General features: G+C 40.8%; 13 protein-coding genes. 12 read left to right on the top strand and 1 reads right to left on the bottom strand.

The features are described from left to right. Positions 1 to 10 precede the first annotated feature (10 nt). The 6 genes from ruvB (at position 11) to tolB (ending at position 7,608) form a co-directional block, all read left to right on the top strand. On the top strand, positions 11 to 1,105 hold the full coding sequence (gene ruvB, locus ACFINH_RS02335; RefSeq protein ID WP_375613207.1) for a Holliday junction branch migration DNA helicase RuvB: 1,095 nt from the start codon (positions 11 to 13) through the stop codon (positions 1,103 to 1,105). A 211-nt stretch (positions 1,106 to 1,316) separates the two neighbouring features. Next, the gene (gene ybgC / locus ACFINH_RS02330) at positions 1,317 to 1,757 is read left to right on the top strand and encodes a tol-pal system-associated acyl-CoA thioesterase (RefSeq protein ID WP_375611759.1); all 441 of its coding nucleotides are present in this window, start codon (positions 1,317 to 1,319) and stop codon (positions 1,755 to 1,757) included. Positions 1,758 to 3,479: 1,722 nt separating this feature from the next. Further along, positions 3,480 to 4,193 (top strand): protein TolQ, encoded by a 714-nt coding sequence (gene tolQ / locus ACFINH_RS02325; RefSeq protein WP_375606538.1) that lies wholly within the window; start codon positions 3,480 to 3,482, stop codon positions 4,191 to 4,193. Positions 4,194 to 4,208: 15 nt separating this feature from the next. Then, on the top strand, positions 4,209 to 4,661 hold the full coding sequence (tolR, locus tag ACFINH_RS02320) for a protein TolR (protein WP_375627998.1): 453 nt from the start codon (positions 4,209 to 4,211) through the stop codon (positions 4,659 to 4,661). Positions 4,662 to 4,768: 107 nt separating this feature from the next. Then, on the top strand, positions 4,769 to 6,244 hold the full coding sequence (locus ACFINH_RS02315) for a cell envelope biogenesis protein TolA (RefSeq protein ID WP_375632041.1): 1,476 nt from the start codon (positions 4,769 to 4,771) through the stop codon (positions 6,242 to 6,244). A gap of 38 nt (positions 6,245 to 6,282) precedes the next feature. Beyond that, positions 6,283 to 7,608 (top strand): Tol-Pal system beta propeller repeat protein TolB, encoded by a 1,326-nt coding sequence (gene tolB, locus ACFINH_RS02310; protein WP_375613209.1) that lies wholly within the window; start codon positions 6,283 to 6,285, stop codon positions 7,606 to 7,608. Positions 7,609 to 8,673: 1,065 nt separating this feature from the next. Here tolB and ACFINH_RS02305 read toward each other — a convergent pair. Continuing rightward, positions 8,674 to 9,420 (bottom strand): YebC/PmpR family DNA-binding transcriptional regulator, encoded by a 747-nt coding sequence (locus tag ACFINH_RS02305; RefSeq protein ID WP_254492472.1) that lies wholly within the window; start codon positions 9,418 to 9,420, stop codon positions 8,674 to 8,676. Positions 9,421 to 9,788: 368 nt separating this feature from the next. Between ACFINH_RS02305 and ACFINH_RS02300 the strand changes: the two genes are divergently transcribed. From ACFINH_RS02300 to glmM, 6 genes are all read left to right on the top strand, one after another. Continuing rightward, entirely contained in the window at positions 9,789 to 10,490 is a 702-nt protein-coding gene (locus tag ACFINH_RS02300; RefSeq protein WP_375610271.1) for a DUF1013 domain-containing protein, read from the top strand. A gap of 203 nt (positions 10,491 to 10,693) precedes the next feature. Next, the gene (pal, locus tag ACFINH_RS02295; protein WP_375632039.1) at positions 10,694 to 11,215 is read left to right on the top strand and encodes a peptidoglycan-associated lipoprotein Pal; all 522 of its coding nucleotides are present in this window, start codon (positions 10,694 to 10,696) and stop codon (positions 11,213 to 11,215) included. 52 nt (positions 11,216 to 11,267) lie between these two features. Next, positions 11,268 to 13,346, top strand: coding sequence for a tol-pal system protein (locus ACFINH_RS02290; RefSeq protein ID WP_375632037.1), 2,079 nt, complete (start codon positions 11,268 to 11,270; stop codon positions 13,344 to 13,346). Positions 13,347 to 13,364: 18 nt separating this feature from the next. After that, positions 13,365 to 14,852, top strand: a complete 1,488-nt coding sequence (gene tilS / locus ACFINH_RS02285) for a tRNA lysidine(34) synthetase TilS (protein WP_375632035.1) — start codon at positions 13,365 to 13,367, stop codon at positions 14,850 to 14,852. Between the two features lie 114 nt (positions 14,853 to 14,966). Next, a complete protein-coding gene (gene ftsH, locus ACFINH_RS02280; protein WP_375632033.1) occupies positions 14,967 to 17,129 on the top strand; it encodes an ATP-dependent zinc metalloprotease FtsH in 2,163 nt (720 codons plus the stop codon). Between the two features lie 549 nt (positions 17,130 to 17,678). Beyond that, positions 17,679 to 19,052: a phosphoglucosamine mutase gene (gene glmM, locus ACFINH_RS02275; RefSeq protein ID WP_375613213.1), complete on the top strand. Its 1,374-nt coding sequence runs from the start codon at positions 17,679 to 17,681 to the stop codon at positions 19,050 to 19,052. The last annotated feature ends 192 nt before the right edge of the window (positions 19,053 to 19,244 follow it).

Raw genomic sequence — 19,244 nt, 5'->3', positions numbered from 1 at the left:
CAAGGTAACAATGCATAAAGATGAAGATAAACGCCTTCTGGGTTCCGCCCCCCTTCCTAACGATCCAGATCGTTCCTTGAGGCCACAAGTTCTCGATGACTTTATTGGTCAAGAAGCGGCGCGGGCTAATTTAAAAATATTTATTGAAGCAGCAAAAACGCGGCAAGAAGCGCTGGATCACGTTTTGTTTGTAGGGCCACCGGGGTTGGGAAAAACAACGCTTTCACAGATTATGGCAAAAGAATTAGGCGTTAATTTTCGCTCTACTTCAGGGCCGGTCATCGCTAAAGCAGGAGATTTAGCCGCTCTCTTGACCAATCTTGAAGAACGTGATGTCTTGTTTATTGATGAAATTCATCGCTTAAATCCGGCGATTGAGGAAATTCTTTATCCAGCCATGGAAGATTATCAACTTGATTTGATCATTGGGGAGGGGCCGGCCGCACGCTCGGTGAAAATTGATCTGGCTAAATTTACTTTGGTGGCAGCAACCACACGTTTGGGGCTTTTAACCACACCTCTACGAGACCGTTTTGGCATCCCAATTCGTCTCAATTTTTATACGATAGAAGAATTGGAATATATTGTGCAGCGTAATGCACGACTTTTTGCCGTTAAGATCAGTGATGATGGTGCTCATGAAATTGCACGCCGAGCACGCGGGACGCCTCGTATTGCCGGACGGCTTTTACGGCGCGTTTGTGATTTTGCTCTGGTTAAACAGGCAAAACAAATTGACCAAAAAATCGCCGATGAAGCCCTTTCGCGCCTTGAGGTTGATCATCTTGGGCTTGATCCGCTTGACCGCCGCTACTTGCTCCTGATTGCGGAAACTTTTTTAGGGGGACCGGTGGGGATTGAAACGATTGCTGCTGCTTTATCAGAACCACGCGATGCCATTGAAGATATTGTTGAACCGTATTTGCTCCAACAAGGTTTTATTCAAAGAACCGCTCGTGGACGCATTCTAACTGAAAAGGCTTGGAGCCATTTAGGGCTTTCTGCTCCAGCCTCTACAACGTCTATACAAAGGCGTTCTCAACTTTCTGATGCTCAAGACAATTCATCACTTCAGACGTCTTTATGGGATGGGGAAGATGATTAAGACATTCTCTTTATTAAAAGAAACTATGTGAATATTTTATAGCAAGGTCATAAAATACAAGAGACGTGCCTTCTTTTAGCATATTCTGGCTAAAAAGGTTTGGCACTATTAAAGATTTTTTGCTTTTCACAACTTCAACACAAAAATGTGTTCAATCTTTTGATTGATAGATAATTTGCTATATTAGATGATTTTATGGGATATGAAGTCGATGACAGAAATAACACCTTTTAAGAGCAATCATACAAACGCTTTTCATAATTTTCAGGTCCGCGTTTATGTTGCGGATACAGATTTTTCCGGTGTAGTTTATCATGCGCGTTATCTTGAGTTTTTTGAACGAGGACGTTCAGAGTTTTTACGGGATACCGGTTTTAATAATAAGATGTTAGCAGCAGGGGGTGAGGGGGAAAAACTATTTTTTGTTGTTCGTCATATGGAAATTAATTTTTCAAGACCCGCTAAAATTGATCATCTTTTAGTCGTTAAAACACGTGTTACTCATATCCAAGGGGCCCGCTTTTTTATGGAGCAATCTATTTTGCATGAGATGACTACGTTGGTAACAGCCAAAGTTGAAATTGCTCTGATTAATGAGGAGGCTAAACCGCGACGTTTACCCAAAGAACTTTTTGCAAAAATGCTTGGTTAAAAGTGTTATTCATTGAATTAGCAGTTTCAGGAGAGATCAGCAGATATAAAGTAATCTACAATCTAAGACTATACATTTATCATAGCCTAGATGTTTTCTAACAAGGTTACACGATACAGCAAAAGAAAGCACCTCTGCTACAATAACTACAATAAATTGAAGATGATATCCCACAAAATTAAACACACCTCATCCATGTTATGATTCAAAAACAATGTCATATCATCCATTTTCTTCTATAAACTCAAGATATTTTCTTTCTTTTGAAGAAAGGTTTGTTGGCATCGGAAAGCAGCGAAAAAGTACAAAAAAAGAAATAAAAATGGATTAAGATTTATTTTTATAAAAATGCACATACCCAGCGCAATATTGCAATAAAGTGATAATAAGCCATTAGGTCGAAAATTGTCTCAAAATACTTAAAGGTTTTTTTTAAGCAATTTGATTTGTTTTTTTACTGGACTGTCATTTGGCATCACAAGAGCACGTGTTTCATCCATTTCTATCTATAATGCATCACTTTATGTGCGCTTCTAAGCGTAGTAAATGAGTGAGAGATCAATGTATACAAAGCAGAAATGCATTCTTGATTTAAAGTTTCAAAAGCATATTATTCTATATAATATATTGACTTAGAAAGATAAATTATCACTTCTCACGGGTACAAACCCTAATAGAGGAATAAAATACTTTGCATTTCAAATCTGTTCATGTTGAAACAATTAAAATCATTTGCTTATACATCATAAGAGAGCAATATAAATCATTGAAAAAATTGTAAAAATGTTCCTTATGTATCATTCTCAATGCAATAACGATCAAATATCGCAAGTGAGCAAAGAGAGCGAAGAAGCTGGTTTTCATGAAGTAAAGACGTGAAAAGACTTTTTTCATGTCACAGAAGCTTTTACGTTATACCATAGTGCCAGAGAGATGATAGGCATTGAAAGAGGCAAATTCACAACACAATGAGATTACATGAGACTTACACTAGATTATATAGGACTTATAATAGGGGTGCATGGGGGAGGCGCATTGTTGTGAGGTGTTGGTAGGGTGGTTTAGTGTCGTTTTTTGTGCCCGATGGTGTACCCCGTATTCAATTCGATGGAAAATGAGAGAAATAATAGCCTGAGGCAAAGCGTCATCTTTTATGATGATAACATATTTATTTACAATGATAATTCATTGCGTTGTCACTTTCAGATAATTCTGAAACTTGTAAAATTTTTTCTTTTCAAGCTCTATTGCTGCGAATTAATCAAAAACATTTTCTTACATGTCACAAGCGGAGTTGATGAGTGGGTACAAAAACACTTAAGAAAGGAATAAAATGCTTCTTATGAATCTTTTCAAGTGCTAAGACTTATCGCTGTATTTTAAGCTTAAAACGCGTATGATGATTTAGCGTTCTTTTCATAAGCGTAAAGATGGTGGTGCATAATGGATTTTATATCATGCATTTTTATGTCTTTTATTTTTATAGCATTTATGGAGAAATCCTTATCGTTATATTTTTCATAAATGCTGTTGTGAAATGAGGGGGGTGTGCATTGAGGGATGTCTCTCGTCATCACTTTTTAAGGAAATTTAAGAAACAAGTCTTGTTTTAGCGCATGGATTTATGTGAAACTAAAGTCTTTACTTAAATTTAGAAACTATAAAATAATCTGTTTTATAAAACTTTTAAAAATACACCTTTCATTTAGAGGGATAAAAATTATGCCGCATGGTGAACTAACAAATCCGGAAACAATTGGAATGTTGCATTTGTTTATGCAAGCGAGTTGGATCGTGAAAGGTGTTATGATTGGGTTGCTGCTCGCTTCCATCTGGAGTTGGGCAATTATTTTTGATAAAATTTTTACGTATCGGAGAATACGGCGTGAAATAAAGCAGTTTGAACGTACATTTTGGTCTGGCAAAGCGCTAGAAGATCTTTATGCATCATGCAAAAGTCAACGTACCAATAGTATATCCGCAGTTTTTATGGCAGCAATGGTTGAATGGAAAAAATCTCTTGAAAAAGGGACCCATACATCGAAAAGTTTGCAGAGCAGAATTGATAAGGCTATGGATTTGACGCTGGGACGTGAAAGTGAAAAAATAGAATCAAAATTAAGTTTTCTTGCGACACTGGGATCTGCGGGACCTTTTATCGGACTTTTTGGAACAGTTATTGGTATTATGGAGTCTTTTCTTTCTATTTCAGCTTCTCAAAATACATCACTTGCCATTGTCGCGCCAGGGATTGCAGAAGCGCTTTTGGCAACCGCGATTGGTTTGTTTGCAGCAATTCCAGCTGTTATTGCTTATAACAAGTTGACCCATGAAAGTGCGCGCATCATTGCACAAATAGAAAATTTTGCCGATGAATTTTCAACAATTGTATCGCGGCGTATTGATGAAACACGCACAGCACCTTCCTCTTTATAAAAAGGATCTTATCCCATGGGCGTTTCTGTTGCTTCTTCTTCTCGCAAAAATACACGTAGGCGGCATCATTCACGAAGCCAACTGATGAGTGAAATCAATGTTACTCCTTTTGTGGATGTCATGCTGGTCTTGTTGATTATTTTTATGGTCTCTGCCCCCCTTTTAGTGAACGGTGTTCCTCTAGATTTGCCTCGTAGTCAAGCGGGTCCCGTACGAGCTCAAAAAACACCTCTTACGGTTTCACTTGACGCGCAAGGGCGCTTTGCCATTAATCAAGATTATTATGAAACGTCACAGGCCCTGATTGCACACCTTAAAACTCTTCTGGAAGCAGATGCTACACAAAAAGATCAACGAGTTTTTGTGCGGGTTGCTAAAACTGTTGAATATCAGCAAGTATTAAAACTGCTGGCGGATATTCAAAAAGCGGGGTTTTCTCAAGTTGCGTTAGCAAGTTTAGCACAATAAATAATAAGTAATAAAATTGTGCATAACCGGTTGTTTTTAAGATGTTTTTAAAAGAGCATAGAGTGATTAAAAATGAAAAAATGTAAGGCATAAGTAAGGCATAAAGAATGAACAAAGACTCCTATCATAGTATGAAACGAGGCTTGGCTTTATCCCTTGTGGTCCATGTCATTTTTCTCAGTTGGGGAGCTATTCAGTTTACAAGCTCTGTCTCTTTACCACAACCGTTGGAAGCAATTCCCATCACTCTTGCTCCTTTGGTGGACGAGTTTTCTTCTCAACAAGGAGCCGTGAAGGCTCCTATACGTGCAATCCCTGCCGTCAAACCAACTATGCAACCACAAGAGAAAGAAGATGCACGCCATATTGGAGAGGGACAAATAGATAGTCTTGCACCATTTCAATCAAAGGAAAAGCCGCGTCCCGTTGAAACAGCATCGCCACCATCAAGCGAGAACACATCAGAAACATTTGCACCAGAACTTACAAAACCAGAATTATTAGAAGCAAAAACAGAGGATGCACCCAAGGTTGCACCTGAGATGCCTTTGGAGGCACTGGAGGATGCACCCAAGGTTGCACCTGAGATGCCTTTGGAGGCACCACCGGAGGATGCGCCCAAGGTTGCGCCTGAGACGCCTTTGGAGGCACTGGAGGATGCACCCAAGGTTGCGCCTGAGATGCCTTTGGAGGCACTGGAGGATGCACCCAAGGTTGCACCTGAGATGCCTTTGGAAGCACCACCGGAGGGTGCGCCCAAGGCTGCACCTGAGATGCCTTTGGAGGCACTACCGGAGGATGCGCCCAAGGCTGCACCTGAGATGCCTTTGGAGGCACTACCGGAGGATGCGCCCAAGGCTGCACCTGAGACGCCTTTGGAGGTGCCGGAAGATGCCTCTAAGGATGCGCTCAAGCCTGCTCACAAAAATGAAGAAATGATATCGCCAAAAGAATTGGCTCCAACGGTCCCAAAAGTACCAGCAGAGCAGATTGTTCATCAAGCGTCCAAAATTGTACTTCCAGAAAAATCTCTTCTTCCACAGTTTAAACCAAAGTTTGACGGAGAATTTCCAAAGAAGAATGAGGCTGCATTGAATCAAAAGACGCCAAAGCTTAACAAGAAAAACCAAGAGAAACAGACCATTGAAGATATTTTAGCTCTGGAGGAAAATAATTTGCTCAATCGTGCGCGGTCACAAGGAGGGGGAGCAAAACGTTCTCATACACCAGAAGCTTTGGGTGCAAGAAAAAATATTAATGATACCACAAAAATGGCACAAACATTGGTCAATATTGCGGGGGGATGTATTCAACAGAAGCTTAAACTTGTGGCGCTTGGCGGCGATTTAAAAAATCGTCCGGTCGTGCGGTTGCGATTTTATTTAGACCGTGAAGGGATGGTTGTGGGCGATCCTATCATTGATCCCATAAGCGGCCTTGAGAGTCAACAAGCTATTATGATAAGGCAGGTGTATGCTGCTGTCTTTTCATGCCAACCTTATGCAGATCTCCCACGTGATCAATATGATCTATGGGGGCAAGGTTTTGACTTTAATGTTGATCCCCTCCAAGAAATAAGATGATAAACGAGAAAAAAGCGCTTAACGAAAGGACACATTCCATGATGACTATAACGAGACATAAAGTTTTTGCTTGGTTTATTGTCACTTGTGGGGTGTGGCTTTCAAGTATTTCATCGGGTTATGCGCAATTGAAAGGAACTATTTCGAGCGCTGATTTTAATCCCATTCCCATTGCAATTACAGACTTTATTTCCAATGATTCGATTGGGTTGAAAATATCTGCTGTGGTGACAGCTGACCTTGAACGGTCGGGGCTTTTTTTACCGCTTGATAAAGCAAATTTTTTGGAAAACATTTCTAATCCTAATAAACAACCACATTTTGCTTCTTGGCAGAAAATAAAAGCGCAAGGTTTAGTTACTGGGCAAGTCATGAGAGAAATCGATGGACGTTTGAGGGTCGATTTTCGTTTATGGGATGTGTTTGGACAAAGACAATTGAAAGGACGGCGTTTTTATACCGCGACAGAACGTTGGCGGCGTGTGGCACATATGATCGCAGATGAGATCTATAGTGAGATGACAGGAGAAAGTGGTTATTTTGATACAAGGATTGTTTTTATCGATGAAACAGGGCCTCAAAATGCACGCATTAAACGTTTAGCAATGATGGATCAAGATGGAGCAAATTTGATTTATATGTCTGATGGAAGTGAATTGGTGCTTACACCGCGGTTTTCCCCAAAAAGACAAGAATTGACCTATATGGCTTACGAGGACAATCAAGTACCTCATGTTTATCTCCAACAAATTGAAATGGGGCAAAGAGAGTTGATCGGAACGTTTAATAACATGACAATTGCTCCGCGTTTTTCTTCTGATGGACAAAAAGTTATTATGAGTTTGTTACAAAATGATGGGAGTGCCAATCTTTACACTATGGATTTACGAACCCGTACGATGACGCGACTTACAACAACTTCTGCTATTGATACTTCTGCTTCTTATTCACCGGATGGAAAACAAATTGTCTTTTCTTCAGATCGTAGTGGAAAGCCGCAAATCTATAAAATGAATGCGGATGGGAGTGATATTCAGCGTATTTCTTCAAACGATGGGAGTTATTCAACACCTATTTGGTCTCCACGGGGTGACTATATCGCCTTTACAAAACAATTAAGCGGACAATTTTCTATCGGTGTTATGCGCCCTGATGGACAAGGAGAACGAATTTTAACCACGGGGTTTCACAATGAAGGACCAACGTGGGCCCCCAATGGTCGTGTACTGATGTTCTTTCGCAAAAATCCCGGTATGGGACCAAAAATTTATACGATTGATATTACGGGTCGCAATGAACGACAACTCCCTACCCCCAATGATGCTTCAGATCCAGCATGGTCGCCTTTGCTCAATGTACAGTAAAACAAAATGCTTAAAAACAGAATATAGAAGGAATATAGTCTACACAGTCTCAAGTTTAAACAATCTCAATTGTCTTTAATTATTTAAAAGAAGGAATTGATTATAGTGGGTATGGGGAGTTATGTAGATTTCATCTATCATCTACGGTTGTTGATCGATAATGGAATTTCCTTGGGGGAAAATGCTTAAAAAAATTCAAAACAAGACCTTGAAAAAATAGAGTCGAAAATTCTGAGGTCTTTAGATTTCAACTTTTTATTTAAAGTGTCGCTATATATATTTTTTTTTAAACTTCCTCTTCGATTTTGTTTGTGAAGAGTCCTCTTGTCAGGGGGGGGCTGTTGCTCTCTGATGTGTTTTATTCAAGTACGCGGTTGTTTTAGGTTTGAATATTGATTGATCAGTAAGAGCAAAAGGACAGATTTTTAAGATAAATGACGTTATTTTAGAAATATACGATGCCATAAAGTCAAAAATTTATCCGCAACGGATTAGAGAGATGTACCGGCTTTTTGTACAATACTTTGCTAAACAATCAGCTCTGGCTTTCCATTTGCTTATTTTTATTCTGTGATGTTGTAAAAACACTGCTCTTTGAGGTGTGGGGATATAGGGCGTATAAATCTCCTTGATATATTCTAAGTGTTTTTTAAGTGCGTAGCGAATATTTAGGGGAGTGCATGTTTGTTGAGCCTTAAGTTTCAAGTGAATTTTATGAGTGATTCGTCATAGGAATACGTCAAGAAACCCCTAATTGTTTAGAGGCTAGATCATTTCATTACTTGAGAGCGGAGAGAGAAGGTTAATCTTAAAGAACAAAAAGATCAAATAGAGAGGGGATATAGGGATAATCTTTGGGGCATGTAAGAAAGGCGTAAGGCTACAGAGTTTTGTATGCTTTCTTTTTGGGATTATGTTTTCTGCGATTGATTGTGGTTTTTTATTGCATCAATGACTTACCCCGCTATTGACGCGGGGCTTTTATATGTGCGGATAAAGAGGAGGGGTGACAGATGCTTTTGAAGCCCTCATGCATGAAGAGAGGGCTTATGCAAATGATGGCAATTATACAGATAATTTTGCCAAAATCTCATCACTGACATCAAAATTTGCATAAACATTTTGCACATCATCATCTTCTTCTAATGTTGAAATTAGTCGTAAAACGGACAAAGCTTTTTCTTCATCTATTGGTGCAAGGGTGGTGGCTTTCCAAATCGTTTTAATCGATTCTGCTTCACCAAGTTTTGCTTCAAGTGTTTTGGAAACTTCACCAATATCTTCAAATGCGCAGGTAATATGATGTCCGGTTTCTTCTGATTGCACATCTTCGGCACCGGCTTCAATTGCTGCATCCATGATGTTATCGGCTGTCCCTGCTTCTGGCTTATAGATTATTTCACCAATCCGATTAAACATGAAACTGACCGATCCTGTTTCCCCTAAGGCTCCTCCTGATTTTGTGAAGGCGGCGCGCACATTTGAAGCGGTGCGGTTGCGGTTATCAGTTAAAGCTTCAACAATGACGGCAACGCCACCTGGTCCATAGCCCTCATAGCGTACTTCATCATAATTTTCGACATCGGCGCCTGACGCTTTTTTAATCGCGCGTTCAATATTATCTTTCGGCATCGATTGTGCTTTGGCATTTTGAACAGCCAGCCTTAAACGTGGATTCATGGCTGGATCAGGAGCACCTTGTTTTGCTGCTACGGTAATTTCGCGCGCAAGCTTAGAAAATATTTTCGAGCGCATTGCATCTTGACGCCCTTTACGGTGCATAATATTTTTAAATTGTGAATGGCCTGCCATAGTTTTCCTTCCTATTTGAGGGCTTTCTTTCCAGTTGGATACTCTTTAGAATTTAAGACGATAAAGCACGCATCCCACCAGAATAAATGTGCCACAGCATGAGGTGAAATAATCGAATAAACCCTTTATAAGAAAATTCATCTTAAAGGTAAAGACACCTTAGTTGAGGATCATTACAAGAGAGATCTCTTGTCGTTGAGCAAAAATAACGCTATAACAGAATGTAATCTCATAGCAAAATGGTTTATTCCATGCCGCGCTTTGTTTTAGGAGTGGTTGGAGAGACCTAAACATATAAAAAAGTTCCAGTGCTCTTGAGTGGGCGGTAACCTGCCTCATAGAAGAGGCGCAGAAGAGGATTTATAAAAATGGCAACGCAACTTTTGATGCCCAAAGCAACAGCTGTTTGGTTGGTTGATAATACAGCTCTTTCTTTTGATCAGATTGCAGAATTTTGTAAATTGCATGTCTTGGAAGTAAAAGCTATTGCCGATGGTGATGCGGCTTATGGTATTAAAGGTTTAGATCCGATTAGTTCTGGGCAATTGACGCGCAGTGAAATTGCACGGGTGGAGGCTGATCAAAACGCACGATTGAAAATTTCTCAATCGAGGGTGCATATTCCTGAAAAAAAACGTAAAGGGGCGCGCTATATCCCTCTTTCTCGACGCCAAGATCGTCCCAATGGTATCCTATGGTTGGTTACGAACCATCCCGAGTTGAAAGATGCGCAAATTGCACGGTTGATTGGGACAACAAAAGCGACAATTGAACAAATCCGCCTTAGAACCCATTGGAATAGTGCAAATTTGGTTCCTCTTGATCCTGTAGGGCTTGGTTTGTGTTCGCAAATCGATTTAGATTTTGAGCTCCAGCGTGCGGCGAAAAATCGTCCTGTTGCAGCAGAAGAAGATAGGTCGTTGCTTCCCGCTTCTGTGACGGAAAACGCTGCTCTAGAGGAAAATGAGAGCGAAGAAAATCTGCATAAGACTTTTGACGCTGATAAAGTTTTTGCAAAGCTGAACGCGCTGCAAAAAAATCGTCAAGATCAAGATCAAGATGATGCATAAAAAGCCATGACGCATAAGGGAAACATTTCTTATGGAAATGTTAGAGGAATGGCCAAAGAGAAGAAAAATTGGCAGAGACTTAAAAGTAAAAATGAGGACGAAAAAAACAGAAAAAATTTCGTCTTCATTAGGAATTAACGGTTATTCTTAAAAATATTTTTAAGAATTGACCCTTCTTTACCAAATTCAAGGAGAAACGGACTATGCGCTCTACCAAAAAAACCATCTCTCATTCCTTAGCTATCCTCTTTCTTTTCTCACTATGCTTGGGTGGGTGTGGCAAAAAAAATGTTGGTGCACTTAACGGTATGAATGGCGCCTATATGAATGATGCTGGTTTGAATCAGATGTCACCAGGTTCAGGACAAGAATTTACGGTTAATGTGGGTGATCGCGTGTTTTTTGGTCTCGATTCTTCTTCACTTGATGCTGATGCTGAACGTATTTTAACGCGCCAAGCAGAATGGTTGCTTCATTATCCTTATTATTCTATTATGATCGAAGGTCATGCTGATGAGAGGGGAACACGTGAATATAACTTGGCACTTGGACAGCGCCGTGCTGTTGCTGTGCGAAACTATTTGGTGTCTCTTGGTGTGTCTGCACAACGGATTCAAACAATTTCTTACGGAAAAGAAAGACCTGTAGCAGTATGTGATGATATTTCCTGTTGGAATCAAAATCGACGTGCTGTGACAACGTTGAGTGACATGAATAATCATTAAAAAGAAGATTGTTTGTTTCAACTATTCAATAAGCTCTTAAGGGGAAAAAAGAATGTATCGTAAAATCAATTGGAAAACACTCTTTTATATGGGGGTTTTCATAGCTTGTTCTACTTCACTTGTTCAAAGTGCGGCACGAAAGGCTTCCGAATATCCTGCACATGATACGGATAAAGTTGATGCAGTTGATAAGGCAACTGATGACGTGAAGAAAGCACCTGAAGCAGCCGATAAAGCAGCATCTGATGCGGCGGAAAAAGCCACTGATGCAGTTGATAAGGCAACTGATGACGTGAAGAAAGCGCCTGAAGCAGCCGATAAAGCAGCATCTGATGTGATAGAAAAAGCCACTGACGCTGTTAATAAGGCTGTTGATGCTGTGAAGGAAGCACCTGAAGCAGCTGATAAAGCAGCATCTAGCGCGGTGGAAAAAGCCACTGATGCAGTTGATAAGGCAACTGATGACGTGAAGAAAGCACCTGAAGCAGCCGATAAAGCAGCATCTGATGTGATAGAAAAAGCCACTGACGCTGTTAATAAGGCTGTTGATGCTGTGAAGGAAGCACCTGAAGCAGCTGATAAAGCAGCATCTGATGTGATAGAAAAAGCCACTGACGCTGTTAATAAGGCTGTTGATGCTGTGAAGGAAGCACCTGAAGCAGCTGATAAAGCAGCATCTGATGTGATAGAAAAAGCCACTGACGCTGTTAATAAGGCTGTTGATGCTGTGAAGGAAGCACCTGAAGCAGCTGATAAAGCAGCATCTGATGTGATAGAAAAAGCCACTGACGCTGTTAATAAGGCTGTTGATGCTGTAAAAGAAGCGCCTGAAGCAGCCGATAAAGCAGCATCTAGCGCGGCGGAAAAAGCCACTGACGCTGTTAATAAGGCTGTTGATGCTGTAAAAGAAGCGCCTGAAGCAGCCGATAAAGCAGCATCTAGCGCGGTGGAAAAAGCCACTGACGCTGTTAATAAGGCTGTTGATGCTGTAAAAGAAGCACCTGAAGCAGCCGATAAAGCAGCATCTAGTGCGGTGGAAAAAGCCACTGACGCTGTTGATAAGGCTGTCGATGCTGTGAAAGAAGCACCTGAAGCAGCCGATAAAGCAGCGTCTAGCGCGGTGGAAAAAGCCACTGACGCTGTTAATAAGGCTGTTGATGCTGTGAGAGAAGCACCTGAAGCAGCCGATAAAGCAGCGTCTAGCGCGGCGGAAAAAGCCACTGACGCTGTTGATAAGGCAATTGATGCTGTTAAAGAAGCGCCTGAAGCAGCTGATAAAGCAGCATCTAGCGCGGTGGAAAAAGCCACTGACGCTGTTGATAAGGCTATTGATGCTGTAAAAGAAGCACCTGAAGCAGCCGATAAAGCAGCATCTAGTGCGGTGGAAAAAGCTACTAGTGTTGCGGAGCACCAAGGGATTATTTTAGAGAATCAACAGGCTTTATTTAAAGATTATGATTTAGATAAGCTTTTGCATAAGATACGAATGGTGCTTGAGCATAACAGTTTAAAAAATGTTAACAAGCAGTTTCACGAGCTTTTTGATACAGAAGCCTCTTCTGTTTATTCTTGTTCTTTTGAAAAGTCTGCTGTAGATGAAAAATCTCAGACTGTAAAGGAAGAGATGGAGCAGGACCATAGTACAGGTGATCAGACAAAGGTTACTGCTGTGGAAGCTAAGGTGGAGAGCCATGACCATGAAAACAGTCAACCTTTTAACAAAGCGCATGAAGTAAGTGCTCCAATTGAAGCACATCAGAGTGACAATCTTTCTTCTTCTAAAGCTTTGTATAAGGAAGGGTATGATTTTATTCGTTCTGCTAACTATGTTGATGCTGAAAAAAGCTTTTGCGCTTTTCAAAATCGTTACAAAAAAGATTCTTTGAGTGATGATGCTTTATTTTGGTTGGCCGAATCTTTGTTGGGGCAAAAACGCTATCATGAAGCAGCACAAGTTTATCTTACCGCATGGTATGCAGATAAAAAGAAGCTCTATACCTCCGAGATTTTACTGAAATTAGCAAGAAGTATGGTCGCTCTTGAGCCAAATAAAGACGATTGTGCTCATTTTGTGAAAAAATCAAAACGTCAACAAACATTAGCATCTGTTTTTTGTAAACCTGCAAAATAAACAGCGAGGTCGTTTTCGGTGTGCGTTAGACTGGCAAGAAATCTCTTTAAAACATCGGATTTTATTCAATGTCAGAAGTTGATTCTTGCCGTCTCAGGGGGAAGTGATTCTTTGGCTTTGATGTTTTTGGTCAAAGAGCATTTGGAAACACTCGTATTTCCTCCAGAAATGATTGTTGTCACGGTTGATCATCAATTGCGTAAAGAATCGATGCGTGAGGCAGAAACTGTTGCGAAAATTTGTCGTGTCCATGATATTCAACATATCACTGTGCGATGGGAAGGCGAAAAGCCAAAGACGCATATTGCTTCCAGCGCGCGTGTTGCACGCTATGATCTCTTGGTTAAAGAAGCACAAAAACAAGGCGCATCACTTATTATGACGGGGCATACACTCAATGATCAGGTTGAGACCTATCAAATGCGGTATCAACGTCTCCAAAAGAATAGAGGTGCTTTATATAGTGAAGCTGTTGCCATGCGCGATGAGGTTTATGCCAGTGGTTTTGCTGGTATTTTGCGCGGTGAAGCCGAGGGTATACGTGATGAGGATCATACCAGAAAAACAAGAAAAAATATTGCCGAAAAAAACTATGGTCCCCTTTATGAGCGTGGTTTATCCTGTATTCCGCGTGAGGCGCTGTTGCATAGAAAAGTGCGTTTGATTCGGCCACTCCTTGGTGTAAAACGCCAAACATTACGGAATTATTTACGCTTACAAGGACAAACATGGATTGATGATCCAACCAATGAAGATCGCAATTTTGAACGTGTGCGCGTGCGTCAATCTCTTTCTCCACAAAAATTGGCTTATATTGCTCAAAAAATAAATGAAGCCGCATTGCAGCGTCGTCAACAAGCCAAAAATATTGCTGATTTGATCTTAGCGCTGGATATTACTGTCCAACATGGGCGTTGTTTCATAGCAAAGCCTGCGCTGTTTTTACAGAAACATTCCAGTTTTCCTTTTGTGGTGGGGCTCTTTGCTGTGCTGATGGGAGGGGGATTTTATTTGCTCCCCAATCAGAAATTAAGCATGCTTGTTCAAAAACTCTGTCTCGATTCTTCAGAAAAGCGGCGTTTTACTTATGCGGGCTCTGTTATTGAATATAACAAGCAGGGAATTTCTTTGTGGCGTGAAGGGCGAAATATAAAAGAGGCTATCGTTGAGCCAGATAAAACTTTTATATGGGATGGGCGCTATCATATCACAAATCATGGATATGAGGCTATAAAGGTTGGAGCCGCAAATTTAGAACAGCTGAAATTTTTATTAAAAAATAGCGATTTTGAGCTTGAAAAGCCTCATTTTCCCTCTTTACAATCGCTGCTGCTGATCTCAAATCATAAAGGGTATGATATTCCAGAGTTGATTTCTCAAGCAGTTGTTCATAAACATGTTATCGTCAAGCGGATTATGGCACCTTTCGATTGGCTTTCCTCACGAGAAGATGCTGCCTTGGTGAATGTTGTGGAACCTTTTTTTAATATTGAGGTGAAAAGATAAAGGAAAATTACTCTAAAAGAAAATAAACAGCTTCTCATCCCTTGGCAAGGGGCTGACAAGGTTATATGTTAAGGGGAACTGTTTGAAATCTATATTTGATTAAGTGGGCTGAATATGAATTCCAATTACCGCTCTCTCCTTATTTGGGGAGTTATTGCCTTGATTTTGATTGTGTCGTTTTCTCTCTTTAATGGAGATAGCCAACGTTCTGGTGGTGGAGAAGTCTCCTATTCTGAATTTTTGCAAAAAGTTGAGAATAATGAGTTGAAATCTGTGACCATTCAAGGTCAAAAATTAACAGGAAAAACCATTGAACATAGAGCTATTTCAACCTATGCTCCTCGCGATCCAGGTTTGATACAAAAATTGGAAAGCAAAAACGTCAATGTTAAAGCTATTCCTGAAAGCTCTGGAAATAGCATTTTCCTCAATCTCCTCTTTTCCTTGTTGCCTGTTATTATTATCGTGGGGGCGTGGGTCTTTTTTATGCGGCAAATGCAAAATGGATCACGCGGTGCAATGGGATTTGGGAAATCGAAAGCAAGATTGCTTAATGAAGCGCAAGGACGTATTACCTTTAAAGATGTTGCTGGCGTTGAAGAAGCAAAGCAAGATCTTCAAGAAATTGTTGAATTTTTACGCGAACCACAAAAATTTCAACGCTTAGGGGGGCGTATCCCACGCGGTGTTTTGCTTGTTGGTCCTCCAGGAACCGGTAAAACTTTGCTAGCACGTTCTGTGGCCGGTGAAGCCAATGTGCCATTCTTTACCATTTCAGGGTCTGATTTTGTTGAAATGTTTGTTGGTGTTGGGGCAAGCCGTGTGCGCGATATGTTCGAACAGGCTAAAAAAAATGCACCTTGTATTATCTTTATTGATGAAATCGATGCTGTTGGGCGCCATAGGGGGGCTGGTCTTGGCGGTGGAAACGATGAACGTGAACAGACCTTAAACCAGTTGCTTGTCGAAATGGATGGGTTTGAGCCCAATGAAAGTATTATTCTTATTGCTGCAACAAACCGTCCCGATGTGCTTGATCCCGCTTTGTTAAGACCAGGGCGCTTCGACCGACAAGTTGTTGTGCCAAACCCTGATGTTTCTGGGCGTGAACAAATCTTGAAAGTGCATGTGCGCAACGTGCCTTTAGCGCCTAACGTTGATTTGAAAATTTTGGCAAGGGGAACACCAGGATTTTCTGGTGCGGACCTGATGAATCTGGTCAATGAAGCTGCTCTTATGGCTGCAAGCCGTAATAAAAGAGTTGTCACGATGCAAGAATTCGAAGATGCCAAAGATAAGGTGATGATGGGGGCGGAACGTCGTTCAACCGCTATGACACAAGAGGAAAAAGAACTCACTGCCTATCATGAAGCAGGACATGCTATTGTGGCTCTTAATGTGCCGGTTGCTGATCCTGTCCACAAAGCAACAATCGTTCCAAGGGGAAGAGCATTGGGAATGGTGATGCAATTGCCTGAAGGCGATCGCTATTCTATGAGTTATCGGTGGATGATTTCTCGTCTGGCCATTATGATGGGTGGACGTGTGGCTGAAGAATTAAAGTTTGGAAAGGAAAATATCACATCTGGTGCTTCTTCTGATATTGAACAAGCAACGAAATTAGCTCGCGCGATGATCACACGGTGGGGATTTTCTGATCTGCTTGGAAATGTAGCTTATGGCGATAACCAAGATGAAGTCTTTTTGGGTCATTCTGTTGCGCGAACACAAAATGTCTCTGAAGAAACAGCGCGCATGATTGATATGGAAGTGCGTAAGCTTATTGATGATGCCTATAAAAATGCGACAAACATTTTGAAAACAAAAAGAAAAGAATGGTTTGCTTTGGCACAAGGTTTGTTGGAATATGAGACTTTAACGGGAGCTGAAATTAACGAAGTTATTGCAGGAAAGCCTCCTTCACGCACACAGAAAGATGAGGGTGCTGCGCCACGGGGGTCTTCTGTTCCAAAAACTGGAAAAATGAAGACAGAGACAACAGTGGTAGATGAAAAAAACGCTGAAGCAGCCCCTAAAACAGTGCTTCATAAAGCAGAGACAGATAAAGGCGAGGCAGGCAAAGCAGAGGCAGCTGTTGGGAAAAAAACAGCAAAATCCGGTAATGTTGAGCCTAAGGAGGCTCAGTCTAAAGAAGTGCAATCGGATGAGACTGAGAAAAAAGCGCAAAGCACAAAAGGCACCACAAAATCAGTCAACCGCTCTAAAAGTAATGCTGAAAAGAAGTCCAATACTGCGGGACATGATAAAGAAAAATAAGAATTATTTAATATTGCTTGAGTGACGATGTTTTAGGAAAACTTCTAATTTTTTTGAGAAAGGCGCAAGTTTTGTTTGCGCCTTTCTTGTAATATTTGCAAAAATATGAAAGCAAAAAATTAAGCAAAGCCGTTGTATGATGGCGGCTTTAGCATGCTACAAGGCGAGGTGGACTGTTGCTTTTCTAATGTGGTAGGGGGTTGTAAGGTTAGGCGATAGATTTCCTTGCTGATTTGGTAGGGTATGAGGTTTGGTGCTGGGTTTCTTTACGGATTTAGCAAGTGTGTGAAATTATCCGTTGGTTGTGTTAAAGGGATGTATAGAGCATTTTGAGGAGATAATATTGCTTTTATGTGTGAGGGTGTAAACATAATTGCTTGAGAGTGGTTTAGATGTGTAGATGGTGAATAGGGGGCTTGATTGTTTAAATGCATGAAGGATTAGATCAATGATCTGATTTTATACGGGGAGAGGAGGACTATTGTACCAAGGGGGCTTGTTAGGTTTTAAAAAAAACAAGGGAAGAATTATATATTAAAGGAAAGAGGCATGGTGCAAAAATATTTTGGTACAGATGGAATTCGGGGGAAAGCCAATTCATTTCCTATGACACCCGATTTTGCCATGAAGGTGGGGATGGCTGTAGGGGTTTTATTTCGCTCACAACATCAATCTCATCGTGTGGTGATTGGCAAGGATACACGATTATCTGGCTATATGTTAGAAAACGCTTTGGTTTCAGGATTGACTGCTGCGGGGATGGAAGCTTTTTTATTGGGTCCAGTGCCAACCCCTGCTGTTGCAATGCTTTGCCGCTCTTTGCGAGCGGATCTTGGGGTGATGATTTCTGCTTCTCATAATCCGTTCTATGATAATGGAATTAAACTTTTTGGTCCTGATGGTTTTAAACTTTCAGATGATATGGAAGCCAAAATTGAACAATTGATCGATACAGATCTTTCAAAATCTTTAGCAAGTTCTGCCGAAATTGGTTATGCAAAACGGGTTGAGGGAGATATTTATCGTTATATTGAATATGCCAAACGAACTTTGCCGCGTGATGTTCGCTTAGATACTGTGCGTATTGTTGTGGATTGTGCTAATGGGGCTGCTTATAAAGCCGCTCCCCGTGCTTTATGGGAATTGGGGGCTGAGGTTTTTGCTATTCATGATGAACCCAATGGGACCAATATTAATCAAAAATGTGGATCAACCGATTTAAGCTCTTTAAAACGAAAAGTGCATGAAGTGCGTGCTGATGTGGGGATTGCTCTTGATGGAGATGGAGATCGTGTTCTCATTGTGGATGAAAAAGCACAAACGGTTGATGGAGATCAGTTGATTGCTGTAATTGCTGAAAATTGGCATAAAATGGGACGATTACGGTGCAATGGTGTTGTCACAACGATTATGTCAAATCTTGGACTAGAGCGTTTCTTGAATAGCAAAGGGTTGCACCTTGTAAGGACAAAAGTTGGAGATCGTTATGTTGTCGATGCCATGCGCCAAAAGGGATATAATGTTGGTGGTGAGGCTTCTGGCCATATCGTGCTTAGTGATTTTGGTACCACGGGTGATGGCTTGGTGGCTGCATTGCAGATTTTAGCCTGTATGAAGGAAAGTCAAAGCCCTATGAGCCAATTGTGTAAACGGTTTGAGCCTGTACCGCAAATTTTAAAAAATGTAACGATTAAAAATAAAAATGTCTTGAAAAAAAATCCCGTCAAAGCGGCCATTGATCAAGCAGAGAAGCGGTTGGGAAAAGAGGCACGGCTGGTGATCCGCGCTTCTGGAACGGAGCCGGTTATCCGCCTTATGGCTGAAGGCGATGCACGAGAAGTATTGGACACTGTCGTGACAGAGTTGATGGATGTTATTATTCATCATGATGTACGCATGGGGACTGCACTTGAGGAATCTTGAATTTTTTGAGAAAATTATCAGATCATCTTTGAATAAAGGTCTGATTTTAATGCGGGATTTTGGCAATTACAAAAGGTATGATTATTAACTTTGTTAGTGATGTAATAACGGTAATGGATACTCTATCTACGAACAAATTAAATAAAAAAGGGAAAAGTCTAATTCTAATAACTACAATGCGTATAGATTTCT

The organism is Bartonella sp. AA74HLJMH (assembly GCF_042197045.1).
Lineage (GTDB): Bacteria > Pseudomonadota > Alphaproteobacteria > Rhizobiales > Rhizobiaceae > Bartonella.
The sequence above is the reverse complement of the archived record's forward strand: the minus strand, read 5'-3'. Positions and strand labels throughout refer to the sequence as shown.